The sequence below is a fragment of the Streptomyces sp. AC550_RSS872 genome (genome assembly GCF_019049285.1).
In the GTDB taxonomy this organism is placed as follows: Bacteria; Actinomycetota; Actinomycetes; order Streptomycetales; family Streptomycetaceae; genus Streptomyces.
Genome location: NZ_JAGMUL010000003.1, coordinates 1 through 16,968 on the forward strand (window position 1 = coordinate 1; position 16,968 = coordinate 16,968).

The 16,968-nt window shown below is 70.4% G+C and carries 15 protein-coding genes; 4 read left to right on the forward strand and 11 right to left on the reverse strand.

Annotated features, from left to right (window positions below; genetic code table 11):
• Nucleotides 1-84 precede the first annotated feature (84 nt).
• Both KUM44_RS00570 and KUM44_RS00575 read left to right on the forward strand, forming a co-directional pair.
• Nucleotides 85-2,145: a fructose-specific PTS transporter subunit EIIC gene (locus KUM44_RS00570; protein ID WP_217205379.1), complete on the forward strand. Its 2,061-nt coding sequence runs from the start codon at nucleotides 85-87 to the stop codon at nucleotides 2,143-2,145.
• A gap of 119 nt (nucleotides 2,146-2,264) precedes the next feature.
• Complete coding sequence (locus tag KUM44_RS00575; RefSeq protein ID WP_217205381.1) at nucleotides 2,265-2,519, forward strand: hypothetical protein; 255 nt, start codon at nucleotides 2,265-2,267, stop codon at nucleotides 2,517-2,519.
• A gap of 15 nt (nucleotides 2,520-2,534) precedes the next feature.
• On the opposite strand, the gene KUM44_RS00580 is transcribed toward KUM44_RS00575, so the two are convergent.
• The 4 genes from KUM44_RS00580 to KUM44_RS00595 form a co-directional block, all read right to left on the reverse strand.
• On the reverse strand, nucleotides 2,535-3,281 hold the full coding sequence (locus KUM44_RS00580) for a DUF6227 family protein (protein WP_217205383.1): 747 nt from the start codon (nucleotides 3,279-3,281) through the stop codon (nucleotides 2,535-2,537).
• Between the two features lie 188 nt (nucleotides 3,282-3,469).
• On the reverse strand, nucleotides 3,470-4,687 hold the full coding sequence (locus KUM44_RS00585; RefSeq protein ID WP_217205390.1) for an Ig-like domain-containing protein: 1,218 nt from the start codon (nucleotides 4,685-4,687) through the stop codon (nucleotides 3,470-3,472).
• Between the two features lie 162 nt (nucleotides 4,688-4,849).
• Nucleotides 4,850-5,878, reverse strand: coding sequence for a P1 family peptidase (locus tag KUM44_RS00590; RefSeq protein WP_217205394.1), 1,029 nt, complete (start codon nucleotides 5,876-5,878; stop codon nucleotides 4,850-4,852).
• A gap of 68 nt (nucleotides 5,879-5,946) precedes the next feature.
• Nucleotides 5,947-7,182 carry a low temperature requirement protein A gene (locus KUM44_RS00595; RefSeq protein WP_217205396.1) on the reverse strand — a complete coding sequence of 412 codons (1,236 nt, stop codon included), beginning with the start codon at nucleotides 7,180-7,182 and terminating at the stop codon, nucleotides 5,947-5,949.
• Nucleotides 7,183-7,296: 114 nt separating this feature from the next.
• Between KUM44_RS00595 and KUM44_RS00600 the strand changes: the two genes are divergently transcribed.
• Nucleotides 7,297-7,479, forward strand: coding sequence for a hypothetical protein (locus KUM44_RS00600; RefSeq protein ID WP_217205397.1), 183 nt, complete (start codon nucleotides 7,297-7,299; stop codon nucleotides 7,477-7,479).
• A 4-nt stretch (nucleotides 7,480-7,483) separates the two neighbouring features.
• Here the strand turns inward: KUM44_RS00600 and mscL are convergent, their stop codons facing one another.
• From mscL to KUM44_RS00630, 6 genes are all read right to left on the reverse strand, one after another.
• Nucleotides 7,484-7,942 (reverse strand): large conductance mechanosensitive channel protein MscL, encoded by a 459-nt coding sequence (gene mscL, locus KUM44_RS00605; protein WP_217205399.1) that lies wholly within the window; start codon nucleotides 7,940-7,942, stop codon nucleotides 7,484-7,486.
• 151 nt (nucleotides 7,943-8,093) lie between these two features.
• The gene (locus KUM44_RS00610) at nucleotides 8,094-8,702 is read right to left on the reverse strand and encodes a hypothetical protein (RefSeq protein ID WP_254388847.1); all 609 of its coding nucleotides are present in this window, start codon (nucleotides 8,700-8,702) and stop codon (nucleotides 8,094-8,096) included.
• A 147-nt stretch (nucleotides 8,703-8,849) separates the two neighbouring features.
• Nucleotides 8,850-9,692, reverse strand: coding sequence for an S-methyl-5'-thioadenosine phosphorylase (locus KUM44_RS00615; RefSeq protein WP_217205401.1), 843 nt, complete (start codon nucleotides 9,690-9,692; stop codon nucleotides 8,850-8,852).
• A gap of 98 nt (nucleotides 9,693-9,790) precedes the next feature.
• Complete coding sequence (locus KUM44_RS00620; RefSeq protein WP_217205403.1) at nucleotides 9,791-10,117, reverse strand: FmdB family zinc ribbon protein; 327 nt, start codon at nucleotides 10,115-10,117, stop codon at nucleotides 9,791-9,793.
• 67 nt (nucleotides 10,118-10,184) lie between these two features.
• Nucleotides 10,185-11,477: an MFS transporter gene (locus KUM44_RS00625; protein ID WP_217205405.1), complete on the reverse strand. Its 1,293-nt coding sequence runs from the start codon at nucleotides 11,475-11,477 to the stop codon at nucleotides 10,185-10,187.
• Between the two features lie 247 nt (nucleotides 11,478-11,724).
• A complete protein-coding gene (locus KUM44_RS00630; protein ID WP_217205406.1) occupies nucleotides 11,725-13,251 on the reverse strand; it encodes a potassium/proton antiporter in 1,527 nt (508 codons plus the stop codon).
• 228 nt (nucleotides 13,252-13,479) lie between these two features.
• On the opposite strand from KUM44_RS00630, the gene KUM44_RS00635 reads away from it, so the two are divergent.
• Nucleotides 13,480-16,257, forward strand: a complete 2,778-nt coding sequence (locus tag KUM44_RS00635; RefSeq protein WP_217205408.1) for a penicillin acylase family protein — start codon at nucleotides 13,480-13,482, stop codon at nucleotides 16,255-16,257.
• A 72-nt stretch (nucleotides 16,258-16,329) separates the two neighbouring features.
• On the opposite strand, the gene KUM44_RS00640 is transcribed toward KUM44_RS00635, so the two are convergent.
• Nucleotides 16,330-16,950 (reverse strand): 5-formyltetrahydrofolate cyclo-ligase, encoded by a 621-nt coding sequence (locus tag KUM44_RS00640; RefSeq protein WP_217205409.1) that lies wholly within the window; start codon nucleotides 16,948-16,950, stop codon nucleotides 16,330-16,332.
• Nucleotides 16,951-16,968 lie beyond the last annotated feature (18 nt).

Here is a 16,968-nt window from a genome sequence, read left to right on the forward strand (position 1 = left end):
CACCCGAACCTCCCCCCACGGCACCCCCGTCCCCTTCACCGCCCACCAGACTCCCCGGGCGATACGCGTGCGAAGGAGCCCGCGATGAGCGACATGATCACCGCGGACCTGGTCGATCTCGACCTGTCCGCCGACACCAAGGAAGCGGCGGCGCGTGCCCTCGCCGAGCGCATGGTGGCCCTGGGCCGGGTGACCGACCTGGAGGGCTTCCTCGCCGACGTGGCCGCGCGCGAAGCACAGATGCCCACCGGCCTCGACGGCGGTATCGGCATCCCGCACTGCCGCAGCGCCCACGTCACCGAGCCGACGCTCGCCTTCGGACGCAGCGCCGCCGGCATCGACTTCGGCGCCGCGGACGGCCCCGCCGACCTGATCTTCCTCATCGCCGCTCCGGCGGGTGCGGACGACGCCCACCTGACGATCCTGTCGTCGCTGGCCCGGCAGCTGATGAACGCCGAGTTCACGGACGCGCTGCGCTCCGCGGGCGACGCGGCGTCGGCGGCGGCGCTGATCCGGGGCGAGGAGCCCCCGGCGCCCGAGGCCACCGGTTCCGCTCCCTCCGAAAACTCCGTGGCGTCGTCGGTGGCGGCCTCCGCCGACGCCGCCACGGGCACCACCTCCGAGTCCCCCGCCGAAACGGCCGGCGAGCGCCCCTTCCGTATCGTCGCCGTCACCTCCTGCCCGACCGGCATCGCCCACACCTACATGGCGGCCGAGTCGCTGGAGAACGCGGGCCGTGAGGCGGGCGTCGAACTCGTCGTCGAGACGCAGGGCTCGGCCGGCTTCACCCGGCTCGACCCGGCCGTCATCGCGGCGGCGGACGGCGTGATCTTCGCGCATGACGTGGCCGTACGGGAGAAGGACCGGTTCGCCGGAAAGCCGACCGTCGACGTCGGTGTGAAGGCGGGCATCAACCGCCCGGCCGAACTCATCGCCGAGGTCCGCGGCAAGGCCGAGCGTGGCGAGGCCACCGCGGCCGCCCGGCACGGCTCTCCCGTCGAGCGCTCCGGCGAGGCCGGCGAGGGCTACGGCACCAAGCTGCGCAAGTGGCTGATGTCCGGCGTGAGCTACATGGTGCCGTTCGTCGCGGCCGGCGGTCTGCTGATCGCCCTCGGCTTCGCGATCGGCGGCTGGCGGATCGACAAGGCCCAGCCCGTCATCGAGCACTTCGACTGGAGCCAGGTCCACAGCTGGGGCGCCCTGATGTTCCAGATCGGCGTCGCGGCCTTCGGCTTCCTCGTGCCGGTCCTCGCCGGATACATCGCCTACGGCATGGCCGACCGGCCCGGACTCGTGCCCGGCTTCGTCGGCGGTGCGATCTCCCTGACGATCGGCGCGGGCTTCCTCGGCGGTCTGGCCGCCGGCCTGATCGCCGGTGCTGTGGTCCTCGGCATCCAGCGGATCAACATCCCGCCGGTGATGCGCGGCATCATGCCGGTGGTGGTGATCCCGCTGGTCGGCTCGGCGGTCGTCGGGTTCATGATGTTCGTGGTCATCGGCAAGCCGATCGCCGAGGCGCAGAAGGGCCTGACCGACTGGCTGGGCAGCCTCTCCGGCACCAACGCCGTCCTGCTCGGCGTCCTGCTCGGCCTGATGATGTGCTTCGACCTGGGCGGCCCGGTCAACAAGGTCGCCTACACCTTCGCGACATCCGGCATCTCGGTCGCGGCGCCGAGCGACTCCGCGATGAAGATCATGGCGGCCGTGATGGCCGCGGGCATGGTCCCGCCGCTGGGCATGGCCCTGGCCACCACGGTCCGCAAGAAGCTGTTCACCACGGCCGAGCGCGAGAACGGCAAGGCGGCCTGGGTGCTGGGTGCCTCCTTCATCTCCGAGGGCGCCATCCCGTTCGCGGCGGCGGACCCGCTGCGCGTGATCCCGGCCTCCATGGCGGGCGGCGCGGTCACCGGTGCGCTGACCATGGCCTTCGGCTCGACCCTGCGCGCCCCGCACGGCGGTGTCTGGGTTACCTTCCTGATCGGCAAGCCGTTCCTCTACCTGCTGGCCATCGCGGCCGGTACGGCGGTCACGGCCGGCCTGGTCATCCTGCTGAAGGGCATGCGCAAGACGGCCCTGGAGGGCACCCCGGCCGCCGAGTCCCCGGCGGCCGCGGCCGCGGAGGCGAAGCAGCCGGTGGCGGCGTAGGCCCTCCGCCGGGCGGGCTCACGCTTGTCCCTTTGGGGTGCTGTGAGTTGTTCACGGCACCTGCGAGATACGTCACGGTCCGGGCCGAGTGGTCCGGACCGTGGTGTGTACTGGGGCGTATGCCGGAAAACGTCTCGATCCTCCAGCTGCTGGGTCCCGTCGTGCTCGCCCTGGTGGTCGCACTGTGGGTGACGGGGCTGGCCCGCCTGCTGCGCCAGTACCGCCAGGCGGACCTTCGCCGGACCCCCGACGGGACGCTCTCCGGCCTTCCGCGCCAGCGGCAGACCGCCCCCGACCTGGAGGCCGTCGAACTCACCCCGGCGGAACGCGACGCCTTCGCGGGACTGGTACGACAGCTCAACGACGGCCGCTGAGCGGCACAGTCGGCGTTACGACACCTGCGCCGCCCGGCGCTCCATCGCATCGCGCGCCGCGTCCTCGCTGACGTACACCTCGCACATGTGCCGCCCGTCGGGCGTCGCCGTGTGCTCGACCTCCCAGAGGGAGACCTCCTCGCCGTCGCGCAGCAGGAAGGCGTGCTCGTAGAGCGAGAAGCACAGACCGGCGCGGCCCGCACGGCACGGGCGCCCGAACGCCTGGGTGATCTGGTGCGCGCACGCCGTGGTCAGTAAGGCAGCCGTCTCCGCGCCCGGCCGGTCCGGGTTCTCCGCCCGGCGCAGCAGCCGGCGCGCGTGGTCCGGCGAGTCGTCCGGCGCATACGCGTGCCGGGGCGCGGGGATCGTCGACAACTGCACCGTCACCGGCAGCTCGAAATCCGGGGCGTCCGGCGGCAGCGGCAGCCGCGCGGTCGCGGCGCGCAGCTCCTCCTCGTCGGCGTACACCTCGTGCTGCGGTTCGCGGCCCCGGGCGGTGTTGTGGACGAGCTCCCACAGCGTGAGCGCCGAGCCGTCGGCGAGCAGCCAGGTGTGCCGGTACGTCTCTCGGTGCAGCCCGGCGCTGTGGTGCGCGGAGTGCAGCGAGCTGTCATGAGCCAGCGCGCAGTCGAGCCGCCGTATCGCCTCGTCGGGCAGCTCGAAGGAGTTCAGGGCGCGGCCGAGGAGTCGCGCGAGGTGCTCCTCCGGAGACTCCGGCGACTCGGGTGGTTCGTACGCTGCCGTCTCGTACGGAACGCTCAAGGTTTCTCCCGGCGTTGCTGCATGTCACCTTGTGGGTGCATACCGTAGCCCCTCGGTCGGACATCATGTCCGGGATCCGAGAAAACGTACGTCCGGTAAAACGCGCGGACCGCGCGAGAAGTTCCCGCGCGGCCCGACGAATCGTCAAGAATCACTGTTCGGACGGTACTTCAGGGATGGTGAGTGGATCAGGCGGCGCTGCCCGCGACCCACTGGCTCCACGCCATGTTCCAGCCGTTGAGCCCGTTGTCCGGCGTCACGTTCTTGTCGGGGGAGTTCTTGACGATCACCACGTCGCCGAGGATCGAGTTGTCGTAGAACCACTTGGAGGGCGTGTCGCCCTGCCCGCCCCGCACGTCCTGCAGGCCGACGCAGCCGTGGCTCGTGCCCTGGCGACCGAAGGGCGGATTGCCCTTGTTGTACCAGTAGTTGCCGTGGAGGAAGGTGCCCGACGTCGTCAGACGCATCGCGTTCGGCACGTCCTTGATGTCGTAGGCGTCGGCGAGGTTCACCGTACGGCTGTCCATGCGCAGCTTCTTGTACTTCTCGGAGATCACCATCTGCCCGTTGTAGGTGGAGAACTCCGAGCTGCCCGCCGAGATCGGCACCGACTTGATCGTCTTGCCGTCCCGTACGACCGTCATCGTCTGCGTGTCGACGTCGACCGTGGAGACCTGCGAGCGCCCGACGGTGAAGGTGACCGTCTTCTTCTGCACGCCGTAGACGCCGTTCGCGCCCTCGACGCCGTCCAGGTCGATCTTCATCGTGACCTTGGAGCCGGCCTTCCAGTACTCCTCGGGCCTGAAGTCGAGCCGCTGCGTCCCGAACCAGTGCCCGACCACCTTCTGCCCACTGCTGGAGGTGACGTTGATGTGCGACTGCACGGCCTTCTTGTCGCCGATCGCCTTGTCGAACCTGAACGACACCGGCATCCCGACACCGACCGTGGTGCCACCGTCGGGCGTGTACGTGCCGATGAAGCTGTTGGCCGAAGAGACCGTGGTGAACGTCGAGTCGGCGGCCGTGGTGCGTCCGTCCCCGTCCTTCGCGGTGGCCGCTATCGCGTACTTGGTGCCCCGCTCCAGCTGCTCCTTCGGCTGCCAGCTGCCCCCGTCGGCGGACAGCGAACCCGGCACGGCCTGCCCGCTGTCCGCCACCGTCATCTTCACGTCGGTCAGCTTGCCGTCGCTGACCTTCACGCCGGTCGTGTTGATCGACGCCCCGGTCGAGCCGTTCTTCGCCGAGATCACGATCTTCGCGGCGGACGTCTTGGCGGAGTCCTTGCCACCTTTGTCGTTGTTGTCGGCGTTGGCGCTGCCACCGCAGGCGGTGAGCGTCAGGGCGCCGATCATCAGGGCGGCACAGGCCCCCAGTGCGCGCCGCGCTGCTATGTCCGGCGTTGTCAAGATCTGCTCCATCTTCATGCGATCCGCGGGATCCGTTACGTTCCACGGTGGAAGAGGCCACCGTCGCCGGACCGGGTTCCCAGCGTTCGCGGTGAATGCCATCACGTGACAGAACCGCGACAATCGCCGCGCGGAACAGACACCGCCGCTTCAACCCGCCCGCTACGCCTCGCCGTACAACTCCCCGTACGACGGCCACGCCCCACCCGGGCCGTCCACCGAACCGGCCGCGCGCACGGCCCGCACGATCGCCCGCGTCACCACGTCCGCGCCCGCCGCGAGAAGCTCGTTCAGCGCGAGCGGATGCCCGGGGTCCAGCGGGCGCTCCCCGGTGGCCAGCGCGAACACGGTGTCCCCGTCGTTGAGCAGATGCACCGGCCGCACGGCGCGCGCGATGCCGTCGTGCGCGGTCCCGGCCAGCTTCTGCGCCTGCGCCTTCGACAGGTCCGCGTCGGTGGCGACCACGGCGAGGGTGGTGTTCAGCGGAGGTGGCGCGTTCTTCGCCGCGATCTCGGCCAGGCGCAGACGCGCGGCCCGATGGACGTCCTCCGCCGGACAGTCCACCCGCCCGCGCAGCAACTCGCCGTACAACGCCCCGGTTTCGGGCTCCACGGCCGACCCGGCCGCGTTGGCCACCACCAGCGCCGCGACCGTGATTCCCGAGTCGAGCACGATGCTCGCGGTGCCGATCCCGCCCTTGACCGGTCCGACGGTGGCTCCCGTACCGGCGCCCACGCAGCCTTCCCGCACCGCGGCGCCCGGTTCGCTCGCCGCGGCCGCCTCGACCGCCGCCCGCCCTGTGGCCGCGTCCGGCCTCGCCCGGAAGTCGCCGCCCCGGCCGAGATCGAAGACGCAGGCGGCGGGCACCACCGGCACGACATGCGCCGGATCCGCCCCCACGCGCACCCCGCGCTGGTGTTCCTCCAGCCAGGCCATCACCCCGGACGCCGCGTCGAGCCCGTACGCGCTGCCCCCCGTCAGCACGATCGCCTCGACCTTCTGCACGAGGTTGCGCGGATCGAGCGCGTCGGTCTCCTTGGTGCCGGGCCCGCCACCGCGCACATCCACGGCGGCGACGGCACCGCCCTCGGGCGCCAGGACCACCGTGGTGCCGGTGAGCCAACCGTCGCCGGTACGCGTCGCGTGCCCCACCCGCAGCCCGGCTACGTCTGTCAGAGCGTCAACTGTCATGAACCCAGTGTCGTCCAGCCCCCCGAGGCCGCCCCGCAAGGCTTCCGCGGGATGCGGCGCGTCTCGCGTCAGCCGACCGGTGCCGTCGCCTCCCTGCGCACCCGGCCCGACCTGCGTGCCGTCAGCGTCTCCCCGGTCGCCACCGCCCCCGCCGAGACCAGGCCGGCCGCCGGCACCGCCCAGTCGCCCAGGAAGGTGCAGCAGATCACCAGCAGGGCCGCGGTCGGCAGCACAAGCTGCTGGGCGATGCCCACCTTGAAGTAGCGAGAGTGCAGCGCCCACACACTGAGCAGATACAGCGCCGTCGGCAGGGTCACCGCCGCCGACGCGGCCAGCGTCGAGATGTGCGCCTTGTGGACGGCCTGCTCGACCGCCACCTCCAGGCCCGCGCCGATCGCCGCCGCCGAGGCGAACACCACGTAGTGGCCGTAACCCCACAGGAACGCCTGCTTGTTGGAGGTCAGATGGCCGTGGATCGGTACCACGAAGTAGATCCACCACGCGGCGAAGATGATCAACAGTCCACCCGCGGCGATCGGCATCAGGTCGCCCAACGCGTCGTTCTCGTCGATGCCGGTCTTCACGGCGATCGTGGCCGCGGCGATGGTCTCGCCGAGCACGATGATCGTGAACAGCCCGTACCGCTCGGCGATATGACGCGGATGCCAGGACGTCGGATGGACCTTCTCCGCGAACGGCGGCACACACATCTCCAGGACCGCCATCACCAGGAACACCCAGGGCCTGGCGTCCTCGGGCAGCACCACCAGGCCCACCCAGCCGATCTGACACAGCAGTACACCGCAGGCGTACCGCAGGGCCATCCTTCGTTCCGGGCCGTCACACGACCTGGCCACGCGCAGCCACTGCGTCACGAGGGCGAGCCGCATGATCACATAGCCGAGCACAACGGCCAGGTAGTCGTGGTCCTCGAACGCCTGGGTGACGCCGGCCGCCAGGACCAGGACACCGGCGATCTGGACGAGGGTGACGACCCGGTAGAGGACGTCGTCGTTGTCGTAGGCAGAGGCGAACCAAGTGAAGTTCATCCAGGCCCACCAGATGGCGAAGAACACCATCGCGTAGTTGAGGATCCCCTCGCCCGGGTGCCCCTCCGCGACGGCGTGCACCAACTGGACGCCCGCCTGGGCGATGGCCACGACGAAGCACAGGTCGAAGAAGAGCTCCAGCGGAGTGGCGGCACGGTGCGCCTCACCGCGGCCCCGGGCCGTGAGCCGACGCAGGGGACGGCGGTGTCCGGGCGGGCGGGGGGAGTCCGGCGCGGGAGTCGAACGGGACGTCATGGGGTCAAGCACAGCAGATCAGGCGCGGAATTTCCTGCGAAGGGATCACCAGCACGCAAGCATCCCGGACCGCCGTCGGGAAGGCCGTCGCCGTGCGGGCCGTACCCTGGACGTATGAGCACCGCCCCCGCCTCCGAGCCGCGCGAGCCGAAGCCCGCGCTGATCTTCGACGATCCGCTGGACCAGCAGTCCTCGGACGACACCGACGGTGGCTGGGGCGAGCGGCCGCGCGCCAACGGTGACAGCGCGGCCGATCTGAAGCGCTTCCTCGACGAGAAGCCGCCCCACCACATCTGAGCCGTTACCGCTGGTCGTGCCCCGAGCCGCGCTGGGCGACCAGTGCGTCGCGGATCTCCTTGAGGACCTCCAGCTCGGTCACCTCGATGACCTCCTGGGTGCCCTCCTTCGCCTTGCGGCGGGCCTCCGCGCGGGCCAGGTACTTCGACATCGGCAGGACCATCAGGAAGTAGACGACGGCCGCGGTGATCACGAAGCTGAGGGCCGCGCCGAGGACGGAGCCCCACAGGATCCGAATGCCCTGGTCGCCCGCGCACGACGAGCTCAGGCACGAGCTGTAGTGATCGAGGTTCTTGGTGCCGATCGCTCCGACCAGCGGGCTGATGATCCCCTTCACCACCGCGTTCACGATGTTGGTGAACGCGGCGCCGATGACCACCGCTACTGCCAGATCGACGACGTTCCCGCGCATCAGGAAGGCCTTGAAGCCGTCCCAGACGCTCGGTTCCTTCTTCTCGCTCACCGCGGAGCCTCTCCTCGTATGCGCAGGTTGTGGAAACGAACAGCTCCGCAACCTACGTCAGGGCTAGGCCATCCTGTCCAATTGCACCACCTGAACGAGGGCCTTGACAGGGCGATAAGAACCATGTGCACGACATGTGCGATCCAGCAGCTCAGCACAGCGTCACCGCCAGCCGCGCCGTAGCGCTCGCGCCCGCGAGGCGCGCCGCCGCGGCACGCGGCACCGACAGCACCACCAGTGCCCCGCTCTCGGCCGCGACGTCCAGCGGCTCCGGCACCTTCGACACCCGCGCCCCGCGCGCGACCACCTCGGCGCCGCCCCCGCCCGGCGCGTTCTCCTCCGCGGCGATCACATCGACCCGGTCACCGGGCCGCAGCAGCCGCACGGTGGCCCCGTCGGCGATCCGCACCGGCGCGGACACCCGCTCGACTGCCCGGTGCTGGCGAACCGGCTCCGCCACCGGATGCCCGCGCTCGTGGCGGCCGGTCTCCCCGGGCCCGGCCGCCACGAGCGCGGCCGCGGTGACGGCGAGCCCCGCCGCCGCGGCCCGCCTGCGATGCCGTAGAAGCCGACGCAACTGATACCACCCGCCCCGCACCCGCACGGGAGCGAAGAGCGGCACCTCGCACGTGGCCGGAGCGTCCGTGCCCGGCGGGAGCAGAGCGACAGAAGGAGAAGGCGAAGGCGAAGGGGCAGGAGAGGGAGAAGGAGAGGGAGAGGGAGAGGGAGAAGGAGAGGTCGGAGACGGGTTGAACGGCATGAGAACCACCACCTGCGGCGAGAGATCGGCTTGCGAAGCCACGATGGGGCATCGCGCCGTCGCCCGCCGGAGCCGGTGGGCTACTGGCCGGTTGTGGACAACTCCCTCACTCGTACGAGACGTTCCACATCCACGCCGCTCCTGCGGCTACGGCAGCTCGAACCCCGGATCCATCCCACCCAGCGCCGTCGCGCACAGGCAGTCCCGCTCGTCGTTCGCCGGCAGCGCGGCCACCGCGTCGAACAGCACCCCCCGCAGTCGGTCCACGTTGGCCGCGAACACCCGCAGCACCTCGTCGTGCGAGACGCCCTCGCCGGTCTCGGCGCCCGCGTCGAGGTCGGTGACCAGCGTCAAGGACGTGTAGCAGAGCTCGAGTTCACGGGCGAGCGTCGCCTCGGGGTGGCCGGTCATGCCCACCACCGACCAGCCCTGAGCCTGGTGCCAATACGATTCGGCACGGGTCGAGAAGCGGGGCCCCTCGATCACGACCAGCGTGCCGCCGTCGACCGGCTCCCAGTCCCGTCCTCGCGCCGCCTTCAGCGCTGCCGCGCGGCCGGTGGGGCAGTAGGGGTCGGCCAGGGAGACGTGCACCACGTTGGGCACGGAGCCGTCGGGCAGCGGCAGCCCGTCGAAGTACGTGCCGACCCGGGACTTCGTACGGTCGACCAGCTGGTCCGGCACCAGCAGCGTGCCCGGCCCGTACTCGGGGCGCAGGCCGCCGACCGCGCAGGGGCCGAGGATCTGGCGGGCGCCGAGCGAGCGCAGCGCCCAGAGGTTGGCCCGGTAGTTGATGCGGTGCGGTGGCAGATGGTGCCCGCGTCCGTGCCGGGGCAGGAAGGCGACCCGGCGGCCGGCGATCTCGCCGAGGAAGAGGGAGTCACTGGGCGGCCCGTACGGGGTGTCCACCTGTATCTCGGTCACGTCGTCGAGGAACGAGTAGAAGCCGGAGCCACCGATCACGCCGAGTTCGACGTTCGCCTTGTTCGCCATGTCCGCACCCTAACCGCACCCGCAAACGCAGAGGACCCCGTCGCCGGAGGGCGACAGGGTCCCGTAAGAAGTGCGTCCTACGTGCCCGTAGGAAATGCTTACGCGGCGGAGCTGCTGGAGGAGGTGCCCGCGCTCGACGACTTCGACTCCGAGGACGACGAAGAGGACGACGTCGAGGAGGAAGAGGACGAGTCCGACGAAGTGGACGTCGACGACTTCGACGACGCCGGCGAGCTGCTCGACGAGGAGCCGCGGCTGTCGTTGCGGTAGAAGCCGGAGCCCTTGAAGACGATGCCGACCGCGGAGAACACCTTCTTGAGGCGGCCCTGGCAGCTGGGGCACTCGGTCAGAGCGTCGTCGGTGAACTTCTGCACCGCTTCGAGACCCTCGCCGCACTCGGTGCACTGGTACTGATAGGTGGGCACTGTCTTCCTCCTGGCACTCTCACTCGATGAGTGCTAACGACGAACCATAGTGACGTATTCCAGCCGCTCAGTCCACTGCCACCGGCACGCGGTGACCGACGCCACGTGCCACGGTGCGGCCGCGGGGCCGTGCCACCAGCCGTGAGCGCAGTGCCACCAGGGTCGCCAGGGCCAGCAGGGTCCCGCCCATCGGCACCAGGAATCCGGCGCCGCCCCAGAAGCGGTCCTCCAGCTGTCCGGCGACGGTGACCGCGGCGGCCTGGCCGAGTGCGACCGCGCCCGTGAGCCACGTGAAGGCCTCGGTGCGGGCGCCGGCCGGGACCAGGCTCTCGACCAGCGTGTAGCCGGTGATCAGCGCGGGCGCGATGCACATGCCGACCAGCAGACCGAGGCCGGCCAGGACGAGCACCGAGTGTGCGGCCCACAGACCGGACGCGGCCAGCGCGAGCGCGGCGTATCCGACGAGGAGGCGGCGCTGCGGGGCCACCTTCCACGCGATGGCGCCGCAGACGATGCCGGAGAGCATGTTGCCGGCGGCGAAGGTGCCGTACAGGACGCCGTTGAGTCCGGGTTCGCCGATGGACTCGGTGAACGCGGCCAGGGAGACCTGCATGCCGCCGAAGACGGAACCGATGCCGAGGAAGGTCACGATCAGCACGCGCACTCCGGGGACGCGGAGCGCGGAAGTGTGCTCCACGCGCGCGTGCCCGGCGACGGCGACCGACGGCTGGGTGCTCTTCTGCGCGGCGAACAGCAGACCGCCCAGCAGTGTGAGCGCGGCCTCCGTGACCAGGCCCGCGGCCGGGTCGACGGCGGTGCACAGGGCGGTGGCCAGCAGCGGGCCGACGACGAAGGTCAGCTCGTCCGTGACCGACTCGAAGGCCGCCGCCGTCGTCATCAGGGGCGAGCCCTGGAGCTTCACGCCCCAGCGGGCCCGCACCATGGGGCCGATCTGCGGTACCGAGGCGCCGGTGGGCACGGCCGCCACGAACAGCGCCCACAGAGGCGCCTCGGCCAGCGCGAGCGCCGTCAGCGTCAGACCGGACAGCACGTGCACCAGGACGCCGGGGAGCAGGACGGCGCGCTGCCCGTAGCGGTCGGCGAGGCGGCCGCTGTAGGGAGCGAACAGCGCCATGGAGACGCCGGTGACGGCCGCGGCGGCGCCCGCCGCACCGTAGGAACCGGTGGTGTGCTGCACCAGCAGCACGATGGAGATGGTCAGCATCGCGAACGGCTGGCGCGCCGCGAAGCCGGGGAGCAGGAACGTCCAGGCGCCGCGGGTGCGCAGCAGCTGTCCGTATCCCGGGCGGGAGGAGGCCGGCGAGTCCTTCGACTGCTCGGTGGTGACCGTGGACGCCACGGCCCGTGCCTTTCTGCCGCCTGGTAGCGCGACCCCGTCGGGTGGGGGGCGGCGCCGAGAGCTGTCCTGTCGCGCGGAACTGCGGTAGATACCGGCGTCCACTGAGGAGGGACGTCCCGGCCGCCATACGGTCGCGCCAGCTCTGCGTCAGGCAGAGGTGGTTCGATCTAGGGGTACGCCTGCATAGTACAGGGGGCACGGGCCGTTGACCTTGTGAACCTGAGCACTACGGGCGCTCGGCCTGCGATCAGGGCTTCCGGTTCGTCCCCAGCCATCCGGCCAGCTTGCCGCCCGCCCCCACCGCGCGCAGCCGGCGCTCGGCGGCGTCCCGTACCGGGTCCGTGGCGACCACGAGGAGTTCGTCCCCGCGTCGCAGCACTGTCGTCGGCAGCGGAACGAACGATTTTCCCTCGCGGACGACGAGGGTGACGGCGGACCCGGCGGGCAGCCGCAGCTCGTTGACCTCGACGCCGTGCATCTTGGAGCCCTCGGGGATGGCGAAGGACAGCAGATGCCCGCGCAGCCGCTCCAGGGGCGCCGACTCGATGCCGAGGTCGGCGGGCTCGGGTTCCCCGCCGAGCCGCAGCTTGCGCGCGAACCACGGCAGGGTCGGCCCCTGGAGCAGCGTGTAGACGACGACCAGGATGAAGACGATGTTGAAGATGCGGCGGCTGTCGTCGATGCCGCTCACCATGGGGATGGTCGCCAGGATGATGGGCACGGCGCCGCGCAGCCCGGCCCAGGACATCAGGGCCTGCTCCCGCCAGGGGACACCGAACGGCACCAGGCACACGACGACGCTCAGCGGGCGGGCCACCATGGTCAGCACCAGCCCGATGACGAGCGCGGGCAGGATGTCGTCGCCCAGCTCGTGCGGGGTGACCAGGAGGCCGAGCAGGACGAACATGCCGATCTGGGCGATCCAGCCGACCCCGTCCGCGAACCCGCGCGTGGCCGGCCAGTGCGGCAGCTTGGCGTTGCCCATGACCATCGAGGCGAGATAGACCGCCAGGAAGCCGCTGCCGTGCGCCATCGCGCCGGCCGCGTAGGCGGCGACGGCGATGGCCATGACGGCGATCGGGTAGAGACCGGAGGCGGGCAGCGCCACGTGCCTGAGGCCCCAGGCGCCCAGCCAGCCCACCGCGAGACCGATGGCGGCGCCGATGGCGAGCTCCAGCATGATCTCGCCCAGCAGCACGTACGAGTGCTCGATCGGACCGTGCGTGGAGAAGGCGACCACCAGGATGACCACGGGGGCGTCGTTGAAGCCGGACTCGGCCTCCAGGGTGCCGGTCACGCGTGAGGGGAGCGGAATCCTCCGTAGTACGGAGAACACCGCCGCGGCGTCGGTCGAGGAGACGACCGCCCCGATGATCAGCGCCTGCCGGACCTCCAGCCCGATCAGATAGTGCGCGGCCGCCGCCGTGACCCCGACGCTCACCGTGACCCCGACCAGCGCCAGCGCGGTGGCGGCCGGAAGGGCCGGCTTGATCTCCTTCCACTTCGTGCCGAGACCGCCCTCGGCCAGGATCACGACCAGTGCCGCGTACCCGATGACCTGGGTCAGCTCGGCGTCGTCGAAGCGGATGCCGCCGATGCCGTCCTGGCCCATGAGGACGCCGATGCCCAGGTACACGAGCAGGCTGGGGAGCCCGCTGCGCGAGGAGATCCGGACCGCGGCGACGGCGACGAGCAGGACGAGCGAGCAGACGAGCAGGAGCTGGTTGAGGTCGTGGACAGTCAGCGGCCGTTCCCTTCCCTGGCCCGCGCGCACGCGCGCGTGGGCTCACGTACATAGGACACGAAGTGGCGGTTCTCCGCACCCAACTACTTCGTTACCTTACCTAACTCTTGACGATTTCTTGACGCTAGTGGGTGCATGATCGAACGTCCGTCCGTGCTGGTTCCCCAGTCCGAGTCAAGTTGGATCGGACCCTGCGCCTATGGTTGCTCCAGCACTCCAGGACCGCCTGCCTCTCGCGTTAGGACAGCAAGGACAGCGATGCCCCCCAACACCACCGCCTCCACGGGTCAGAAGCCCGGCAAGTCCGGCAGGAAGAAGGGGCGCAAAGCCCGTCTGATCGTCCTCGTGCTGGTGCTGGCCCTTGTCGGAGGCGTCGGCTACGGGGGGTACTGGTCCATCAGCACCGTCCGTGCCTCCTTCCCGCAGACCAAGGGATCACTCACGCTCCCCGGCCTGTCCGGGCCCGTCGACGTGAAGCGCGACGGCTACGGCATCCCGCAGATCTACGCCTCCTCCGACGCGGACCTGTTCATGGCGCAGGGTTACGTCCAGGCGCAGGACCGCTTCTATGAGATGGACGTCCGCCGGCACATGACCTCCGGGCGGCTGTCGGAGATGTTCGGCGAGAGCCAGGTCGACAACGACGAGTTCCTGCGCACCCTGGGCTGGGACCGCGTCGCCAAGGAGGAGTACGACAAGACGCTGTCGGCGTCCACCAAGAAGTACCTCCAGGCGTACGCCGAGGGAGTCAACGCCTACCTGGACGGCAAGGACAACAAGGACATCTCCCTGGAGTACGCGGCGCTCGGGTTCACCAACGACTACAAGCCCGAGAAGTGGACCCCGGTCGACTCGCTCGCCTGGCTGAAGGCGATGGCCTGGGACCTGCGCGGCAACATGCAGGACGAGATCGACCGCGCCCTGATGACCAGCCGCCTCGGCCCCAAGCAGATCCAGGACCTGTACCCGGACTACCCGTACGGCCGGAACAAGACGATCGTCCAGACCGGCCAGTACGACGACATCACCAAGACGTTCGAGCAGAGCGGCTCCGCGTCCTCCGCGGGCTCGTCCGGCAGCGGCACGGCGGGCACGGCCTCCGCCTCGGGCACCAGCGGCCTGCAAAGCCAGCTGGCGGGCCTCCAGAACGTCCTGGACGGCCTCCCGACGGCCGTCGGCGTGAACGGCAACGGCATCGGCTCCAACTCCTGGGTCGTCGCCGGGAAGCACACCATCACCGGCAAGCCCCTGCTGGCCAACGACCCGCACCTGTCGGCCTCGCTGCCGTCCGTCTGGTACCAGATGGGCCTGCACTGCCGCGCGGTCTCCAGCAAGTGCCAGTACGACGTCAGCGGCTACACCTTCGCGGGCATGCCCGGCGTGATCATCGGCCACAACCAGAACATCGCCTGGGGCATGACCAACTCCGGCGTCGACGTCACCGACCTCTACCTGGAGAAGCTCTCCGGCGACGGCTACCAGCTCGACGGCAAGACGGTGCCCTTCACCACGCGCGAGGAGACCATCAAGGTCGCCGGCGGCTCGCCCGAGAAGATCGTCGTCCGCGAGACCGAGAACGGACCCCTGCTGTCCGACCGCAGCTCCGAGCTGGTGAAGGTCGGCAAGAAGGCCACCGTCGACACCGCCGCCCCCGACCGCGGCGACGGCTACGGCATCTCGCTGCGCTGGACCGCACTGGACCCCGGCACCTCCATGGACGCCGTCTTCGCCATCGACAAGGCGGCGAACTGGACCGACTTCCGCGGCGCGGCCGCCCTGTTCGACGTGCCCTCGCAGAACCTGATCTACGCCGACACCGAGGACCACATCGGCTACACGCTGCCCGGAAAGATCCCCACGCGCGCGAAGGGCTACGACGGCTCCGTCCCGGCACCGGGCTGGGACTCCAGGTCGCGCTGGACCGGCTACATCGACGAGGACGAGCTGCCGTACGAGTACAACCCCTCCCGCGGCTACATCGTCACCGCCAACCAGGCGGTCGTCGACAAGGCCACGTACCCCTACACGCTCACCACGGACTGGGGCTACGGCGCCCGCAGTCAGCGCATCAACGACCTGATCCAGTCGAAGATCGACGGCGGCGGCAAGATCTCCACCGAGGACATGCGCCAGATGCAGCTCGACAACAGCAGCGAGATCGCCAAGTGGCTGGTGCCCACTCTGCTGAAGATCGACATCTCCGACAAGCACGTCCGGGACGCGGCGGCCGTCCGGGAGGCACAGGAGCTCCTCGAGGGCTGGGACTACACCCAGGACGCCGACTCGGCGGCGGCCGCTTACTTCAACGCGGTCTGGCGCAACATCCTCAAGCTGGCCTTCGGCAACAAGCTGCCCAAGGAGCTGCGGGTCAAGGGCCAGTGCCTGCTGGTCGACCCGGTCAACACCACGGGACCCGTGGACGCGACCGAGACGGTGCGCGAGTGCGGCGAGCGCGATGCCGACCAGGCGCAGCCGGACGGCGGCGACCGCTGGTTCGAGGTGGTCCGCAACCTCATGGACGACCAGGACAGCGACTGGTGGACGACGCCCGACTCGGGCGCCCGCAAGGGAGCGGTCCACAACCGCGACGACCTGTTCAAGCGCGCCATGATCGACGCCCGCTGGGAGCTGACCGCCAAGCTCGGCAAGGACATCGACACCTGGAGCTGGGGCCGGCTGCACCGCCTGTTCCTGAAGAACCAGACCCTCGGCACCGAGGGCCCCGGTTTCCTCCAGTACATCCTCAACCGCGGCCCCTGGAAGCTCAGCGGCGGCGAGGCCACGGTCAACGCCTCCGGCTGGAACGCCGCCGGCGGCTACGGCGTGGTCTGGGTGCCGTCGATGCGGATGGTGGTCAACCTCAGCGACCTCGACAAGTCGAAGTGGATCAACCTCACCGGCGCCTCCGGGCACGCCTACAACGCCCACTACACCGACCAGACCGACAAGTGGGCCAACGGAGAACTGCTCGACTGGTCCTTCTCGGACGAGGCGGTCAAGGCGAGCACCAGCGACACCCTGGTGCTCAGGCCGTGAGCCGCTGACGCTCGAACAGCCGAAGGGGCCCTCCACGCGCGCGTGGAGGGCCCCTTCGCGAGCAGGGCGGGCTCAGGGTTCCCCGAAGCGGCGCACCCCCGACGGTGTCACCACCGCGTGCACCGGCCGGTCGTGCGGCTCCTCCGGGACGCGCTCGACGACCTCGCAGTCGTACAGCAGCACCACCAGCGAGGGCCGGGCGCCCGCGTGTTCCAGACGGGCGAGGACGCGGTCGTACGACCCGCCGCCGCGCCCCAGCCGCATCCCGCGCGAGTCGACCGCCAGCCCCGGCAGCAGCACCACGTCGGCCTCGGTCACCGCGTCCGGGCCGAGGTGCTCGCCGGCGGGCTCGAAGAGGGCCATCTTTCCGCCGTGTTGGACGCGGGCGAGGGAGCCCTCCCCGAAGTAGGCGCCCCAGTCGAGGTCGTTGTCGGGCAGAAGGGCAGGCAGCAGGACACGCACGCCCCGCGCGCGCAGCGCGTCGAGCAGCGCGAGGGTGCCGGGTTCACTCCCCACGGAGACGTACGCCGCCACCACGCGCGCGTGCGCCAGCTCGGGCAGCTCCAGCGCCCGTCCGGCCAGCGCGGTGGCCGATACCCGCACGTCATCCGCCGTCAACCTGTCTCTCACGGAGAGGATCTCTCGCCGCAACACGCGCTTGTCAGGCTCGCTCGGACGTCCGCTGTGACTCATTGGTCGCTCCCGTACCCT